The sequence below is a fragment of the Pseudomonas sp. PS01298 genome (genome assembly GCF_029959745.1).
Taxonomy (GTDB): Bacteria; Pseudomonadota; Gammaproteobacteria; order Pseudomonadales; family Pseudomonadaceae; genus Aquipseudomonas; species Aquipseudomonas aylmerensis.
Genome location: NZ_JASCPP010000068.1, coordinates 22,867 through 38,183 on the forward strand (window position 1 = coordinate 22,867; position 15,317 = coordinate 38,183).

At 62.2% G+C, this 15,317-nt stretch carries 15 protein-coding genes; all 15 read right to left on the minus strand.

The features are described from left to right. Positions 1-80: 80 nt before the first annotated feature. Positions 81-320: a hypothetical protein gene (locus tag QMX97_RS21260; RefSeq protein WP_213550795.1), complete on the minus strand. Its 240-nt coding sequence runs from the start codon at positions 318-320 to the stop codon at positions 81-83. A 180-nt stretch (positions 321-500) separates the two neighbouring features. Further along, positions 501-1,910 carry a mannose-1-phosphate guanylyltransferase/mannose-6-phosphate isomerase gene (locus QMX97_RS21265; RefSeq protein ID WP_213550797.1) on the minus strand — a complete coding sequence of 470 codons (1,410 nt, stop codon included), beginning with the start codon at positions 1,908-1,910 and terminating at the stop codon, positions 501-503. 19 nt (positions 1,911-1,929) lie between these two features. Next, a complete protein-coding gene (locus QMX97_RS21270; RefSeq protein ID WP_282397555.1) occupies positions 1,930-2,388 on the minus strand; it encodes a GDP-mannose mannosyl hydrolase in 459 nt (152 codons plus the stop codon). Between the two features lie 5 nt (positions 2,389-2,393). Next, positions 2,394-3,602 (minus strand): glycosyltransferase WbuB, encoded by a 1,209-nt coding sequence (locus tag QMX97_RS21275; protein ID WP_282397556.1) that lies wholly within the window; start codon positions 3,600-3,602, stop codon positions 2,394-2,396. After that, positions 3,602-4,579 (minus strand): GDP-L-fucose synthase, encoded by a 978-nt coding sequence (locus tag QMX97_RS21280; protein WP_213550803.1) that lies wholly within the window; start codon positions 4,577-4,579, stop codon positions 3,602-3,604. Before QMX97_RS21280 ends, QMX97_RS21275 begins: the two co-directional genes overlap by 1 nt. A gap of 2 nt (positions 4,580-4,581) precedes the next feature. After that, entirely contained in the window at positions 4,582-5,703 is a 1,122-nt protein-coding gene (gmd, locus tag QMX97_RS21285; RefSeq protein WP_065906193.1) for a GDP-mannose 4,6-dehydratase, read from the minus strand. A 69-nt stretch (positions 5,704-5,772) separates the two neighbouring features. After that, on the minus strand, positions 5,773-6,708 hold the full coding sequence (locus QMX97_RS21290; RefSeq protein ID WP_282397557.1) for a glycosyltransferase family 2 protein: 936 nt from the start codon (positions 6,706-6,708) through the stop codon (positions 5,773-5,775). Next, positions 6,705-7,274, minus strand: a complete 570-nt coding sequence (locus QMX97_RS21295; protein ID WP_065906189.1) for an acetyltransferase — start codon at positions 7,272-7,274, stop codon at positions 6,705-6,707. The genes QMX97_RS21290 and QMX97_RS21295 overlap by 4 nt, the downstream gene beginning before the upstream one ends. After that, the gene (locus QMX97_RS21300; protein WP_282397558.1) at positions 7,271-8,416 is read right to left on the minus strand and encodes a glycosyltransferase; all 1,146 of its coding nucleotides are present in this window, start codon (positions 8,414-8,416) and stop codon (positions 7,271-7,273) included. The genes QMX97_RS21295 and QMX97_RS21300 overlap by 4 nt, the downstream gene beginning before the upstream one ends. Positions 8,417-8,447: 31 nt before the next feature. Further along, positions 8,448-9,770 carry an O-antigen ligase family protein gene (locus QMX97_RS21305; RefSeq protein WP_065906185.1) on the minus strand — a complete coding sequence of 441 codons (1,323 nt, stop codon included), beginning with the start codon at positions 9,768-9,770 and terminating at the stop codon, positions 8,448-8,450. Next, complete coding sequence (locus tag QMX97_RS21310; RefSeq protein ID WP_282397559.1) at positions 9,748-10,980, minus strand: glycosyltransferase family 4 protein; 1,233 nt, start codon at positions 10,978-10,980, stop codon at positions 9,748-9,750. Before QMX97_RS21310 ends, QMX97_RS21305 begins: the two co-directional genes overlap by 23 nt. A gap of 1 nt (position 10,981) precedes the next feature. Continuing rightward, positions 10,982-11,575: an acyltransferase gene (locus QMX97_RS21315; protein ID WP_282397560.1), complete on the minus strand. Its 594-nt coding sequence runs from the start codon at positions 11,573-11,575 to the stop codon at positions 10,982-10,984. Beyond that, positions 11,562-12,866, minus strand: a complete 1,305-nt coding sequence (locus QMX97_RS21320; protein ID WP_065906181.1) for a hypothetical protein — start codon at positions 12,864-12,866, stop codon at positions 11,562-11,564. Before QMX97_RS21320 ends, QMX97_RS21315 begins: the two co-directional genes overlap by 14 nt. Positions 12,867-12,874: 8 nt before the next feature. Then, positions 12,875-14,212 carry a UDP-glucose/GDP-mannose dehydrogenase family protein gene (locus QMX97_RS21325; RefSeq protein ID WP_107339005.1) on the minus strand — a complete coding sequence of 446 codons (1,338 nt, stop codon included), beginning with the start codon at positions 14,210-14,212 and terminating at the stop codon, positions 12,875-12,877. Between the two features lie 73 nt (positions 14,213-14,285). Then, the coding region (locus tag QMX97_RS21330) for a polysaccharide biosynthesis tyrosine autokinase (protein WP_282397561.1) at positions 14,286-15,317 on the minus strand (1,032 nt) is incomplete at its 5' end.

Consider the following 15,317-nt stretch of genomic DNA (forward strand, 5'->3'; position numbering starts at 1 on the left):
GGACACTCGCGATATTCGACAAGAAAAAAAGACCACTTGGACGGGGATTCCAAGCGGCCTGTAAAAGGAAGGTCTACAACTTAGTTGCCGGTGCCCGTGGTACCGGTCGTGCCGGTGGTGCCCGTGGTCGTGCCACCGTTGGAACTGCCGCCGCTGTTGGACGCAGCCGCCACGCCGGCGACAATCGCGCTGCCGATCAGCAGGGTTTCGCCGACCGTCACCGAACCCACCACGGTCGTGTCGAGGCCCAACGGCAACTCGGCAGCCAGCGCCGACATACTCAAGAGACTGAGCAACATAATAGCCAATGGTTTTCTCATAACAGACTCCTTATCGTCAGTGAGTAGTCCGGCCGATAGTGCCATTCAACTAAACCGCACACCAGACGGATAAAAACGTGCTCACTCAGTTGAAAATAACGTTTTAGCGATGAAGCGCCCGGCAGTGTGTGCATTGATAGCAATGGGCGTCAGGGCAAATGTTATTAATTGTCGAAAACTTCAGGCCCTGCCGTACTTGTCTTCAAAGCGCACAATATCGTCCTCGCCCAAATAAGCGCCCGACTGCACTTCAATTAACTCGAGTGGAATCACCCCCGGATTTTCCAGTGCATGCACCTGGCCGATGGGGATATACGTCGACTGGTTTTCCGAGACCAGGTAGGTCTGCTCGCCATTGGTCACCCGTGCCGTACCGCTGACCACTATCCAATGCTCCGCGCGGTGGTGGTGCATTTGCACCGACAACTTTGCCCCCGGCTTCACGGTGATGCGCTTGACCTGATAGCGCGGGCCAGCGTCGACCGAGTCGTACATGCCCCAGGGCCGGTACACCTCGCGGTGGTTGAGGTGCTCATGGCGGCCCGCCTGCTTGAGCTGGTCGACGATAGCCTTGACCTGCTGCACCTGGTCCTTGTGGGCCACCAGCACCGCGTCCTTGGTCTCGATAATGATCAGGTCCTGCACGCCCACCGTGGCCACCAGCCGACTGTCGGCGTGCACGTAGCTGTCGCGCGTATCCAGGGTCAACCCGTCGCCGCGTATGACGTTGCCACTGGCATCTTTTTCACTGGCCTCCCACAACGCCGACCAGGAGCCGATATCACTCCAGCCCGCCTGCAGCGGCACCATCACCGCGTCGGCGGTTTTCTCCATCACGGCGTAGTCGATGGAATCATCCGGGCAGGCCGCGAAGGTGGCCGCGTGAACCCGGGTAAACGGCTGGTCCTGGCTGCCGCCCTCGAGTGCCACGCGGCAGGCTTCGAGGATCGCCGGTTGAAAGCGCTCCAGCTCCTGCAGGTAACGGCTGGCGCGGAACATGAACATGCCGCTGTTCCAGAAATACCCGCCACTGGCCACATACGTTGCCGCCGTGGCCGCGTCCGGTTTCTCGACAAAGCGCCGGACCTGGTAACCGCCCTCGCCTACCTCGTCCCCCCGCTCGATATAGCCGTAGCCGGTGTGCGCACGGGTGGGTGTGATGCCGAACGTCACCAGCTTGCCAGCGCGGGCCAGCGGCAGCGCCACCTCGAGGCTGGCATGGAACGCCGGGATATCCTCGATCAAGTGGTCAGCGGCCAGCACCAGCAGGATCGGGTCCTCGGCCTCGGCCAGCGCCTTGCACGCCGCCAGCGCAATGGCCGGCGCGGTGTTGCGCCCCACCGGTTCAAGCAGGATGCTCGCGTGCTCCAGGCCCAGCTGGCGCAATTGCTCGGCCACCAGGAAACGGTGCTGTTCGTTGCAGATCAACTGCGGCACGGCGACATTGGCGCCTTCCAGCCGGGCGATGGTCTGCTGCAGCATCGACAGGTGCGCGTCGGTCAGGCGCAGGAACTGTTTGGGGTTCAACTGCCGCGAGAGCGGCCACAGGCGCGACCCCGACCCTCCCGCCATGATCACCGGTAATAACATCAGAGCATCCTCGGGAGAATCAGAAATAGGCGCGGGTGTTTTCGTGCACCCTTGGGCTGAAACGCAGTTCGTCCTGGGGCCACCAGCGATACTGCCGGTGTTGCTCCGTGGGCGGCTGCAGCGTCTGGTGGTCAGCCAGCTCCAGGCAATAGCTGAGCACCACGTAGTGGGTGTCCGGCCCGGCCCCGGCGTTGGCAAATACGCTGTCATCGTAGAAGTGTTCGAACACGCCCAGCAGCCGTGCATGGGCGCGCTCGAACGGGTGTCCCAGTTCGTCGCGGCTGATGCGCCGAAACGCGTTGTCGAGGCTTTCGTTCTTGTAGATACGCCCGCCGGGCACGAACCAGTACCCATAGGCCGGGCGATTGACGCGCAGGCCCAGCAACGCATCGCCTCGGCTGTTGCGCACCACCAGGTCAATCGCCACCAGCGGCGTCGATGCCACGACCGTCTGGAAGGTCGGTAAATCAAGCCACATACACGTCAAACCTGTGCCAGGAAACGTTGCAGAATGCGTTCCTTGTCGAGGAACTCCTTGGCGTAGTTCAACGCCACCTCATTGCGCGCGGGCAGTGCCAGCACGCGCTCGATCCCGGCGTTCAGCGCGGCGACCGACTCCGGTTCGATCAGCACGGCAATGCCCTGGTGCTCCTCGCACAGGCGGCCGAGGGTAGTGCCTGGATCGGCGGTGATGATCGCGTTGCCCCCCACCGCCAGAATGTTGGTGAGCTTGGACGGCAGCACCGCGTCCGCCACCCCGCGCTTCTGGATCACCAGGTGCGCGTCTGCCGACGCCAGCAGGGCCGGCAGGTCGGCATACGCCTGCAACGGTGCAAACAGCACATTGCGCAAGTCATCGCGTTCGACGCGCTCCAGCAACCGCGCCTTGCCCGTACCCTCGCCGACAATCAGAAAGACCAATTCCGCACGCTGGGCATGGGCCTTGGCAGCCTCGAGGATCAGTTCCAGCCCCTGCTTCTCGCCGATGTTGCCCGAGTACAACAGCACCCGCGCACCCACCGGCACACCCAGACGTTGCAGCAATGCGCGGTTGCGCGGCACCTGGCGAAAACGCGCGGTCTCCGACCAGTTGGGAAAAAACAGCAACCGCTGGCTGTGCACGCCTTTGCCACGGGCCTTGTCGAGCATGCCGGTGGAAATCGTCGACACCCGGTCGAACCGCCGCAGCAACCAGCGTTCAATGCCAAACGCCACGCGCCGCAACAGTGATCCGCCACCGAGGCCGAGGCCGAACATTGCATCGACTTCGTAGTCCTGAATATGCAGCACCGAGCGCGCGCCGCTGAGCTTGGCCAGCAGCAACGCCTGGGGCGCACAAAACAATGTCGGCACTACCAGCATCACCAGGTCCGGCTTCCAGCGCAGCTGCCCCAGCACCGCCAACGACGAACTGGCGCAAAAGCTGATCAGGTGCAGCAACCGCGTCAACGCGGTGGGCTGGCGTGGCACATACAGCGGGCAGCGAATCACCGTCACACCATGGTCTTGTTCAGTGCGATAGCGCCACGGCGAATAGCCCGCGCCCACCTGCCAGTGCGGGTAATACGGCGGCGCCGTCACCACGCGCACGTCATGCCCCTGGCTGGCCAACCAGCGCGCCTGTTCACCGCTGTACTTGCCGATACCGGTGAGCTCCGGGCTGTAATTGATGCCGTACAGAAGGATTTTCATCACTGGCCCCGTGGCTGTTCAAGGGCGGCGAGATAGGCGTTATAGGCATCGCGCAGGCCCTCCTCCAACGGCACATAGGCCTCCCAGCCCAAGGCATTGATGCGGCTCACGTCGAGCAATTTACGCGGGGCGCCGTCGGGCTTGCTCGCGTCAAAGCGCAAGCGCCCCTTGAAGCCGGTGACCCGCACCAGCGCCTGGGCCAGCTCGGCGATGGTGCAGTCCACGCCGGTGCCGACATTCAAGTGCGAGCGCATCGGCTGGGTCTGCTCGCGATAGCGCTCGGGGCTCAGCTCCATGACATGCACGCTGGCGGCGGCCATGTCGTCCACATGAAGGAACTCACGCCGGGGCCGGCCGCTGCCCCAGATCACCACTTCGTCATCGCCACGCTGGGTTGCCTCATGGAAGCGCCGCAACAGCGCCGCGATCACATGGCTGTTTTCGGGGTGGTAATTGTCGCCAGGGCCATACAGGTTGGTCGGCATCACGCTGCGGTAGTCGCGGCCGTGCTGGCGGTTGTAGCTTTCGCACAGCTTGATGCCGGCGATCTTGGCCACCGCGTAGGGTTCGTTGGTGGGCTCCAGCGCGCCGTCGAGCAGCACCGCTTCGATCATCGGCTGCGGTGCATGCACCGGGTAGATGCAGGAGGAGCCGAGGAACAACAGTTTTGCCACGCCATGGCTGTGGGCGGCGTGGATCACGTTGGCCTGGATCATCAGGTTCTGGTAGATGAAATCGGCCGGGTACGTGGCATTCGCATGAATCCCGCCGACCTTGGCAGCCGCCAGGTACACCTGCTCCACCCGCTGCTCGGCGAAGTACGCCTGCACCGCCGCCGGGTCGAGCAGGTCGAGTTGATCACGGCTGGCCGTGAGGATTCGGGTATAGCCCAAGGCCCACAGGCGCCGCACAATGGCCGAGCCGACCATGCCGCGATGGCCGGCGACAAAAATCCGCGCATCCAGATCACGTGCCATGCTCAGTTCTCCACGGCAATCGGTGCGTCATGCCCATGCAGGCGCAACAAGGCATGGCGCTGGGCGACCTTGAGGTCTTCGCGCACCATCTCCGCACACATTTCCTGGGCGCTGATCTCCGGGGTCCAGCCCAGTTTGTGCTTGGCCTTGGACGGGTCGCCCAGCAGCGTCTCGACCTCCGCCGGACGGAAGTAACGCGGGTCCACCCGCACAATCACATCGCCGACCAGGACGCCCGGCGCCAGGTCACCGTCGATGTGTTCCACCACCGCCACTTCCTCCACGCCTTTGCCGACAAAGCGCAGGCGCACACCCAGTTCCGCCGCCGACCAGCGAATGAAGTCACGCACCGAATACTGCACGCCGGTGGCGATCACAAAGTCCTCGGGGCTGTCCTGCTGCAGCATCATCCACTGCATGCGCACGTAGTCCTTGGCATGGCCCCAGTCGCGCAGCGCGTCCATGTTGCCCATGTACAGGCACTGCTCCAGGCCCAGCGCGATGTTGGTCAGGGCGCGGGTGATCTTGCGCGTCACAAAGGTTTCGCCGCGACGCGGCGACTCGTGGTTGAACAGGATGCCGTTGCACGCGTATAGCCCGTAGGCCTCGCGAAAATTCACGGTGATCCAGTAGGCATACAGCTTGGCCACCGCATACGGCGAGCGCGGGTAGAACGGCGTGGTTTCCTTCTGCGGGGTTTCCTGCACCAGCCCGTACAACTCGGAGGTCGAGGCCTGGTAGAAGCGGGTCTTCTTTTCCAGGCCCAGCAGGCGGATTGCCTCAAGGATGCGCAACGTGCCGAGGGCATCCACGTCGGCGGTGTACTCCGGTGAATCGAAGCTCACGGCGACGTGGGATTGCGCGCCGAGGTTATAGATTTCGTCCGGCTGGATCTGCTGGATGATGCGCGTCAGGTTCGACGAATCCGCCAGGTCGCCATAGTGCAGGATCAGGTTTTTGTGCAGGGCTTGGGGGTCCTGGTAAATATGATCGATGCGCTGGGTATTGAACGACGATGAACGCCGCTTGAGACCGTGCACGGTATAGCCTTTTTCCAGCAGCAGCTCCGCCAGGTACGAGCCGTCCTGACCGGTAATCCCGGTAATAAGCGCAACTTTGTTCATGTCTGTCTCCCGATTGATAGGCGAGCGAAGGCCTTCACCCAAACTTGGGTGTTTGTTAAAAACGGTCAGTTACTTCGGTGTGGGCAGGTTCAAGTTATGGCCGGTCAACTTTGAAAGTTCCCGGACAATGGCTTCCTTGTCGGTTAAGTGAGCAATCGCGGTTTCCAGTTCGAGCACTTTTGCGCCCACCAGGAAGCGGTACCAGTAGCCCTGCAGCAGGTGATAGACCAGGCCACTGCGGCCATCGAGAAACCCCAGCTGGATGATGTAGCGCCACAGGAAATACGCGGTGGAACTCAGGGTGAACGGCACGCGGTTGTACAGGCGATTCTTCACCAGGCGCTTGGTGCGGGCCTGCAAGGAACTCTTCCCGGTGTGCAGTTCATCGCGGATCGCAAACAACCCCAGCCGTGCGTTCAGCACTTCGATCGCCTCGCGGGTGGCGTACTGGTTGTGCTTGTGGGTAAAGAAGGTCAGATCCTGCAGGTTATGGTCGGCAAATCCACCGTCCAGGGTGATGGTGCGACCCTCGGCCACCGAGATGTGCTCATCCATCCAGCGGTCTTCCACGCGCCCCAGCCCACTGCGCCACAGGCGCAGCATCTTGAGCGGGTAACGCCCGCCGTGGCGCACCCAGCGCCCCATGAAAATATGCTTGCGCTTGAAGTTGATGCCGGTGATGTCGCCGGCCAATGTCGGCAAGCGGGTATTGATCGCGGCGGCGAGGTCAGCCTCGATGATCTCGTCGGCGTCCAGGCGCATCGTCCAGTTGCCGGTAATCGGCAGGTGGTCCAACGCCCACTGGAACTGCTTGGCCTGGTTGACGAAGGGGTGCTGCACCACCAGCGCGCCGTGACGGCGGGCGATGTCGCAGGTGTCGTCGGTGGAGAACGAGTCCACCACCAGCACCTCGTCGCTGAAGGCGCGTGCCGAGTCGATGGCACGGGCGATGTGCAGGCTTTCGTTGTAGGTCAGGATAATGACGCTGACGGTTTCGCGGGTCATGGCCTCGACTCCTGCACGTGTTGGGTGCGCTGGCTGATCTGCCGCGACGGATGCCCGGCATGCACGGTCCATGGCTGCGCGATGCTCTTGATCACCAGGGTGCGCGCGCCCACCACCACGCCATCGGCAATACACACGCCAAGGGTGATAAAGGCCTCGGCACACACCCACACGTGCTCGCCCAGCACGATGGGCTTGGCATACAGCTGGAAATTGCGACTGTTGTAGTCGTGGGAGCCACCGCACAAATGCGCGCCCTGGGAAATCACGCTGTAGCGCCCGATCCGGATCAACGCCATGTTGTAGAGGGTGGTGCCATCGGCAATCCCGACGTGGTCACCCAGCTCCAGGTTCCACGGTGCCCAGACTTTCGCCCGTGGGTACACGTGCACGCCCTTGCCCAGTCGCGCCCCGAACAGGCGCAGCAAGAACGCCCGCCAGGCATGAAACGGGCGTGGGCTGGTGCGAAACAGCACCACGTACACCATGTTCCACAGCTGACGGCGGATCCGATGGCCGAGTGAAAATGACGCCGAGCGATGCGGGTCATTGCCTTGGAGAATCATGGGCAACACTCCCGCACGATTTCCAAAAGGCGCTGGGCGCCGCGGCGGATATGAAAGCGTTGGCTGAAACACACCTTGGCGCGTGCCGACATCTGCGCGTAGCCCGGCACATCGAGCTGCAGCCAGCGTTGCAGGTTAAGCACGGTTCCGGCGGCGGTGTCTTCACTGACAAACCCGACGGCGTCCTGGTCGATTTCACGCCAGATATTCACCTTGTTGCTGATCAGCACCGGCTTGCCGCAGGCCAGGGCTTCAGCCACGACCACGCCAAAATTCTCCTGATGGGAAGGCAGGCAAAACACCTCGGCCGCATAGAACGCCCCCCACTTGGCGGCGCCTTGCAACATGCCAGGCCAGCTCACGCGGTGGGCGATCCCCAACTGCTCGGCCTGCGCCCGCAGCGCCTGGCCCCAGCCACCTTGATCGGGGCCGGCCATCACCAGGTGCAAACGCGCGTCCTGGCCAGCGACCTGGGCAAACGCCTGCAGCAGGTGATCGCAGCCTTTTTTGACGTGGATGCGGCTCAGAAACAGGATCAGCCGCTTGCCCTGCAACTCGGGGTGATCCTCGATAAAGGCCTGCGCCAGGCGCGCGCCGTCAGCCGGTGGGCTGGCGGTGCCGTAGGCGGTGATCGTCTCGTTGGCGCGATACAGCCAGAACGACTCACGCGCGCGGATTTTCTCTTCCTCGCTGGTAAACACCACGCGCTTTGCATCCCTCAGCACCCGGTACTCACCCCACGGCCAGTACAACCATTTCTTCAAATGCTTGAGCGGGTATTCGTGCTTGAACCAGGGGTCGAGCATGCCGTGGGTATACACAATGTACGGCCTACCCTGCGCGTTCAGCACCTGGCGGGCGACAAAACCGTGGTACTGCCACAACCCGTTGATGATGAAGAAGTCGTACTCGCGCGCGTGCTGCTCCAGCCATTGGCGGATATTGCCGTTCAGCCCGTAGCCGAACCGACTCGGCCCCATGAAGTGCACAGCGCCCGGGTAGTCGACCGCGAAGTGCGCATCCAGCGTCAAGACATCCACCCGATGCCCGTCCTGGACCAGCACCTTGTCAATTTCCCGAGCGGCGTTGATCGGGCCGCCATTTTCCGGTTTAACCGAAGAGATGATTCTTAGTAACTTCAAGTGCTGTCGTCCGCTGATGCGTTGAGTGGATTCAGGATTTCTTGCAGGCCGCGAGGATCAGGCAGGCGTAGAGCACGCCAAACGCCAGGAACGTGCCCTGCATGGTCATCACCCCGTTGAACAAAATCGGCGCGAGGAACCCGCACAGCAGCAACGGCACCCCCGTGCCCTGGCGCACCAGCGCCTTATAGGATTTGAGCAGCAACCAAAGCAGGACAAAGATCCTGAACAGGATGAACATCGCCCCGGCAGGAAGGCCCATCTCCAGGACAATTCGCGACCACTCGTCCTCGGCCAGCAAGAAGCCTGCGCCCTGCTCGCGCCCGGCGCGCAGCAGGGTCGAGGCGGCATTGGTGCCCGACCCGATGCCGTGCCCCCACAGCGGCGCGTCGTCGACCACCCGGGTAAATGCATACAGGCTGGAAAATGCGCGGGTCACCGGCGAGCCTTCACTGGCCACCGCGCTGCGGTTGCGCTCGACCAGGACCTGGTAGCTGTCGGTCGACATGAAGATCAACAGGCTGACAAACAACGCGGCCGCCAGCAGGAACAGCGCCAGCAGGTTGCGCTGCGACTTCTTGATCAAGGCCACCACCAGCGCAGCGAGCAATACGATCGCCGCATAGGCATAGATGGCCCTTGAGCCGGTGAGAAAACACATCACCGCCACCGAGGCCGCAGACACCGCAAAGAGTCCATAGCGCCGCGCAAACACCGCCTGGAACAGCGCCTTGTCGAAGATCGACGCGACCAGGAACGCAAAGCAGGCGGAGACATACACCACGTGCCCGGCGGTAAAGGTAAAGGTCCCATACGGCCTGACGACACCGTCGGCGATCATGAAGATGAAGTCGTCATCGCCGATGCCTTTGTTGACGTACGCCTGGGGCCCGGACGAATATTGCAGCACCACCAGTACGCTGATCGGGATCGCGGCAAACAGTGTGATGCGCGCGAACCGGTAGACATCCGTCAGCCTGAGGGTCTTGCCGGCCACGAAGATCAACGGGAAATACAGCAGGTAGTTGCGCACGCCGTAGCCGTAGATGACGAACCCTTCAGGGCTGCTCAATAAAAACGCCGACACCAGCACGAAGAACACCATGACCAGCACCACGAAGTAAGCCGACACCAGGTTTTTCGAAAAGAACCCGAACCTGAAGGCACACCAGTAGATGTAAAGGACAATCGGGTCCTTGATGAAATAGATCACCGAGCTGAGGCCGGGCACCACCCACTTGCGCAAGATCCCTTCGAACAGGATGAGCAGGTAGATGAGCACGAACGCACTGACCACGCGGGTCCGGTAGCGCTCGTGCAGGCTGAGCCGTTCAGGGCTGGCAAAGGATTGCATCCAGCACCTCCCTGGCGTAGCTGTCCCAGGTCGTGCCGCCGGCAGACAGCAGCGCGTTGTGCTTCAACGTCGCGAGTTTCTGCCGATCACTGGCCAGTTCCACCAGGCGGCTGGCAATGGCTTCGGCGGACCTGATCGGCACCACGTAGCCATTGACCCCCTCGACGACCAGGTCGGCCGCGCCACAGTTCTGCGAGACAATCACCGCCGTCCCCGTGGACAGCGCTTCACCCACCACCAGGCCGAACGCCTCGGCGAGTGACGGCAGGACCAGCACGTCGGCCTCCTGCAGGTGGCGAATCACCTGGTCGTGGGAGGCCGAGCTGAACCACTGGACCTTTTTCAGCTCAGCGTTGAGCGTCGGGTTACGGCCGTTGGCGTAATCCCCACCGATCACCGTGACGTCGAGGGCAACACTGCTGGCGGCCAGGTTCAGCGCCTCGAAGAAGTACGAGAGGCCTTTCTGCTGGGTCAGCGCGCCGATAAACATCACCTTCAACCGCGCACCGGGGCGCACCGCTGCCGGCGGATGTGCCAGCGGCGCAGGTGCACCGTAGGGTGTGATCGATACCTTGCCCGGGGCGATGCCAAAGTCACCCAGGGTTCGCTTGGCAAACGTACTCGCGACGATGATCCTGTCCGCCAGCGCCAACTCGGTGGTCTGCTTGCGCACGGTGTCGTCACTGATGTTGGGGATGCTGGCGCGCCACGCGGGGTTGGCCTCGCGCTCATGCTCAAGGACTTTGCACGCGTAGGCGACCGAGCCAAAGGCCGCCTCATAATTGAGGGTGATCCCGCCGATGTCGCGGGCCGCGCGGAACAAGGCCAGGCACTTGCCGTCGTAGCCGTACACGTGCCGGGGTTTGCGCGCGGAGCGGTACAAGAACTGCGCACTGGACTGGTCAATGTGCTGGTACACATTTTCCGGGCAGAACATTCCGCTGTTGCGCTGCGTGAGGCGAAACCACTTGAGCTTGTCGCAGAGCACGCGCGGCACGTCGTAGCGCGGGTAGCTGTGCAGCAGCGCGCCATCGACCTGGTCAAAGGTGCGGCGCAGGCACTCCTTGCCCACGATAGGCAGACGGCACAGCAGCGAATCCTTGTGCAGCGCCAGCGAGGTATGAAAGGAATGCAGCAGCTGTCGTTGGTTCAACGCACGCAGCAACGCACGGACATTCTGGTTACCGACGGGATGGGCGACGAGAATCATTTTATTTCCCCATCCAGGCTTCGACGATGGCACTTGAACGCGCCGGACTGTAGGTGAACGTGCGCGTGGCACGCTGCCTGACGACCCGCGCCGGGTTGCCCGCCACGACCGTGAAGGGTTCCACATCGCGGTTGACCACACTGCCCGCCCCCACCACGGCGCCCTCGCCGATCGTGACGCCCGGCAGGATCATCGCGCCGGTGGCAATCCAGGCGTAATCACCGATCACCACCGCTGCAACCTTCAGGCGCCAGGCGGGGTCATCAATGGCATGGGTGCCGGTCAGGATCCTCACGCCCTCATTGATCGCGACGTGGGCGCCGATGCGCACGGGGGCGTGCAATTGAATGAAGCTGCGCTGGCCGATAAAGCTGCCGGTACCGACGCTGAAACGCGCCAGCGCCCCTTCGAACTCGCAAGCGTTGATCATCACCAGCGAGCCCAGCGTGGCGCCCTGGCGACGCAATGCACGCTGGCGGCGACTGGCCTTGAGCAGCCGGCCCAGCAACAGCACACGCTTGGCCAGGCACTTGAGGCCCTCCAGCGTCAGCGGGTTGACTTTCAATCGCTGCCGAATCAAGTCATTGATCAACACGGGCCATCCTCACTTCAAGACGATGAAAACCGTGCCTGGCAAAGCAGAACAACACGACTTCCGTGGCCACCAGCACATAGCAGACGCCAAGCAGGCCGAAGGGTTGTGCCAGGCCGAAAACCGCCAGCACACTGGCTATCGACACCAGCATGAACACCAGTGCGAAGCGCGAGTAGGACGCCGTCGCCATCAACGCGACCCAGTACACCTGCCAGGCCACGTGGGTCAGTGCGCCGAGCGTCAGCACCAGCATGATGGTGCTGGAGTAATCGTCCTTCCGGCCCGACCACACATCGAATATGGTGCCGCCAAACACCACCACCAGTACCCCCATCACACAGGCGATGGGCAGTGAAAACTTCAAGGCGTAGCGAATCATCTTCCTGACCAATTGGTTGTCTCCGACCGAAAATGCATAGGAGATCTCCGGCCACAGGGACTGGTTGACCACCGTCGAGAACTGGACCAGCACCCTCGAAATGGTGCGGTACAAGCCAAAGATCGCCGCATGGGCCGGCGACAGCAGCACCGACAGCAGGATGATCAAGCCCTGCACGTTCAGCGCCAGGCCGATGGGAAACGCCAGCGAGGCAATCGAAGGCTTGATCAAAGTGGTGAACGCACGCTTGCCGATCGCCGCCGGATCGAAACGCAAGGTGATGCCCAGCCGATTGGCAATCAGGTTTTTGCTGAGGAGGCCGATCAGGCGCACGCCCAGCAACGTCAGGCTGGTAGCGACCAGGCTGTGGGTGAGCGAGGCGCACACCAATGCGGCCGTCCATTCGAGCATCCTGATGACATTCATGATGAAGGCCGACAACGGCAACGCCTTGCTGGCCCGGTAGCGGATCGAGATCATGTTGGTGAACAGGCACAGCAGCGAATAGCCGGTGAGTGCCGACAGGATCAACACCCCATCGTGGCTCCTGATGGCGTGGAGATTGAGCACGCCGAACAGGTCGAAAAACGCCATGGCCCCGAGGGCCAGCACCAGCACGCTGAGCCCCGCCAGGACTAAAAACGCAAAGCTGGTGCTGTAGACCGCACGGGCCACCCTGACCCGCCCGCGTTCATGCCAGATCACCACCTTGCTCGACGCCGCCGTGGTCACGCCCAGGTCAGACAGCGCCAGGTAGGTGGGGATCGCCGACAGCACCACCCACTCGCTGTAGGCGCCAAAGCCCCAACTGGCGATCAGTACCGGCACACTCACCAACTGGATCAGCAGGTTGACCACCTGGCCGAACGAGTTGGCACCAATGCCATTGACGATTCTTTTAACTACGCTCATGGGATGACCTATACGGTGTCGAGAGGTCGCCCGATGGAAATGTAGTGAATGCCTTTCTTCAGCACACTCGCGGGGTCGTACAGGTTGCGCCCGTCAAAAATCAACGGCTGTTTGAGCTGCTGCTGGATCACCGTGAAGTCCGGTGCCTTGAACACCTGCCACTCGGTGACAATCATCAAGGCGTCGGCGCCCTTGAGGGCGGCCTCCTTGGTCCCGCACAGGCGCAGGTCGTCGCGGTCGCCGTAGAGCCGCTGGGTTTCTTCCATGGCCTGCGGGTCAAACGCCTGCACCTTGGCGCCCGCACGCCAGAGCGCTTCCATCAGCACACGGCTGGGCGCCTCGCGCATGTCATCGGTATTGGGTTTGAAACTCAGCCCCCACAGCGCGAAGGTCTTGCCCGCCAGTTCACCCTTGAAGTGACTGGACAGTTTGTTGAACAGGGTATTTTTCTGTTCGGCGTTGCGCCGTTCCACCGCCTTGAGCAGCGTGGCGTCGAAGTCGATGCCATCGGCGGTCTGGATCAACGCCTGGACATCCTTGGGAAAACACGACCCGCCATACCCGACGCCGGCATACAGAAAGTGGTAGCCGATGCGCGGATCGGATCCGATGCCCTGGCGCACCATCTCGATATCGGCCCCCAGCCTTTCCGCCAGGTTGGCCATTTCGTTCATGAAACTGATCTTGGTGGCGAGCAGGCAATTGGCGGCGTACTTGGTGAGTTCGGCGCTGCGCACATCCATCACTATGATCTTTTCGTGGTTGCGGTTGAACGGCGCATACAGTTCGCGCATCACTGCTTCGGCATGCCGGCTGGCGGTGCCGATGACAATACGGTCCGGACGTATGCAGTCGGCCACCGCGCAACCTTCCTTGAGAAACTCGGGGTTGGAGACCACGTCGAAGGTCAAGTCGGTACGGTCACGCAAGGCCAGCATGGCGGCCACGCGCGCGCTGACCTTGTCGGCGGTGCCCACCGGCACGGTGGACTTGTCGATGATGGTCAACGGGGCCTGCATGTGCTGGCCGATGGTCTCGGCCACCGTCAGCACGTATTTCAAGTCGGCGGAGCCGTCTTCATCCGGCGGCGTGCCCACCGCGATAAATTGCACTTCACCATGCTTGACCCCGGCGACGGCATCAGTGGTGAAATTCAAGCGGCCCGCCGCGTGGTTTTCCCTGACCAGGGTCTCCAGGCCAGGCTCATAGATCGGGATATGGCCCTGGTTCAGGCGCTCGACCCGCTGGGCGTCGATATCGACACACAGCACGTCGTGACCGACTTCAGCGAGTACCGCTCCCTGGACCAGGCCCACATAACCGATGCCAAATACTGTTACTTTCATAGCGTTTCTCGTTGAACGTACGGCCAGTGGTAAAGGTGCTGCGCGCAGGGCTTAAAGTGCCGGTGGCCCAGGCTCAAACGCTGTCTGACTTGTATTCGTAGTGGTAGTAGCTGTAGGCGCCGTAGCCGTATTTGGCCGATGAGCGCTTCTCGATACCGTTGAAAATCGCGCCCTTGAGCTCGATGCCGTTTTGCTGGTAGCGGCGCATCGTCAACTCCACCTCGCGCACCGAGTTGAGTTCGAAACGGGCCACGATCAGGTTGGTGCCGGACTGGCGACCGACGATGGTTGCGTCGGTCACCGCCAGAAACGGCGGCGTGTCCAGGATCACCAGGTCATACAGCCCACTGACCTGTTCGAGGAACGCGGTGAAATTGGCGTGCATCAACAGTTCCGAAGGGTTCGGCGGTATCTGCCCACGGCTGATGAGGTGGAGGTTTTCCACCGCCGTGGAGTGGATGGCGGTGGTCAGCTCGCAGCGCCTGGCCAAGACGTCAGACAAACCATGCTCCGCCGTCACGCCAAAGACCTTGTGCAAGTAGCCCTTGCGCATGTCCACATCGACCAGCAGCACGCGCTGCCCCGAATGCGCGACCACGGCCGCCAGGTTCGCCGAGACGAACGTCTTGCCCACCTGTGGGCTGGGCCCGGAAATCATCAGGCGATTGTTGCCGGCTTCCAGCATGGCGAAATGCAGGCTGGTGCGCAGGCTGCGCAACCCCTCGATGGCAAGGTCGGTCGGGTTGCTGACGGCAAGCAGCTGCGGCGTATCGGCCTTGCGGGTGCGCAGGAGCGTCTGGTCGAAATCCTTCTGGATCGTGCTGAACGGGATGGCCGCGTACACCGGCAGGCCGAGCTTTTCCAGATCGTTGGGGTTGGTGACTCCGCGGTTGAGCGCCTTGCGAAATAGCACCAGGGCAATCGCGACGAAGGCACCCAGCAACGTGGCGATCACCACAATCAGCGCTTTCTGCGGCCGGACGGGGTTGCGCAAGTCGACATCGGCGCTGTCGATCAGGCGCACATTGCCCACGGTGCCGGCGCGCATCACATCCAGCTCCTGATACTTGTTCAGCAGTTGGGTGTAGATCTCGGTGCTGCCCTT

What these genes read in the sequence shown, in the direction of transcription:
- QMX97_RS21260 (WP_213550795.1), bottom strand. Translation starts at nt 320, where the DNA reads ATGAGAAAACCATTGGCTATTATGTTGCTCAGTCTCTTGAGTATGTCG.
- QMX97_RS21265 (WP_213550797.1), bottom strand. Translation starts at nt 1,910, where the DNA reads ATGTTATTACCGGTGATCATGGCGGGAGGGTCGGGGTCGCGCCTGTGG.
- QMX97_RS21270 (WP_282397555.1), bottom strand. Translation starts at nt 2,388, where the DNA reads ATGTGGCTTGATTTACCGACCTTCCAGACGGTCGTGGCATCGACGCCG.
- QMX97_RS21275 (WP_282397556.1), bottom strand. Translation starts at nt 3,602, where the DNA reads ATGAAAATCCTTCTGTACGGCATCAATTACAGCCCGGAGCTCACCGGT.
- QMX97_RS21280 (WP_213550803.1), bottom strand. Translation starts at nt 4,579, where the DNA reads ATGGCACGTGATCTGGATGCGCGGATTTTTGTCGCCGGCCATCGCGGC.
- gmd (WP_065906193.1), bottom strand. Translation starts at nt 5,703, where the DNA reads ATGAACAAAGTTGCGCTTATTACCGGGATTACCGGTCAGGACGGCTCG.
- QMX97_RS21290 (WP_282397557.1), bottom strand. Translation starts at nt 6,708, where the DNA reads ATGACCCGCGAAACCGTCAGCGTCATTATCCTGACCTACAACGAAAGC.
- QMX97_RS21295 (WP_065906189.1), bottom strand. Translation starts at nt 7,274, where the DNA reads ATGATTCTCCAAGGCAATGACCCGCATCGCTCGGCGTCATTTTCACTC.
- QMX97_RS21305 (WP_065906185.1), bottom strand. Translation starts at nt 9,770, where the DNA reads ATGCAATCCTTTGCCAGCCCTGAACGGCTCAGCCTGCACGAGCGCTAC.
- QMX97_RS21310 (WP_282397559.1), bottom strand. Translation starts at nt 10,980, where the DNA reads ATGATTCTCGTCGCCCATCCCGTCGGTAACCAGAATGTCCGTGCGTTG.
- QMX97_RS21320 (WP_065906181.1), bottom strand. Translation starts at nt 12,866, where the DNA reads ATGAGCGTAGTTAAAAGAATCGTCAATGGCATTGGTGCCAACTCGTTC.
- QMX97_RS21325 (WP_107339005.1), bottom strand. Translation starts at nt 14,212, where the DNA reads ATGAAAGTAACAGTATTTGGCATCGGTTATGTGGGCCTGGTCCAGGGA.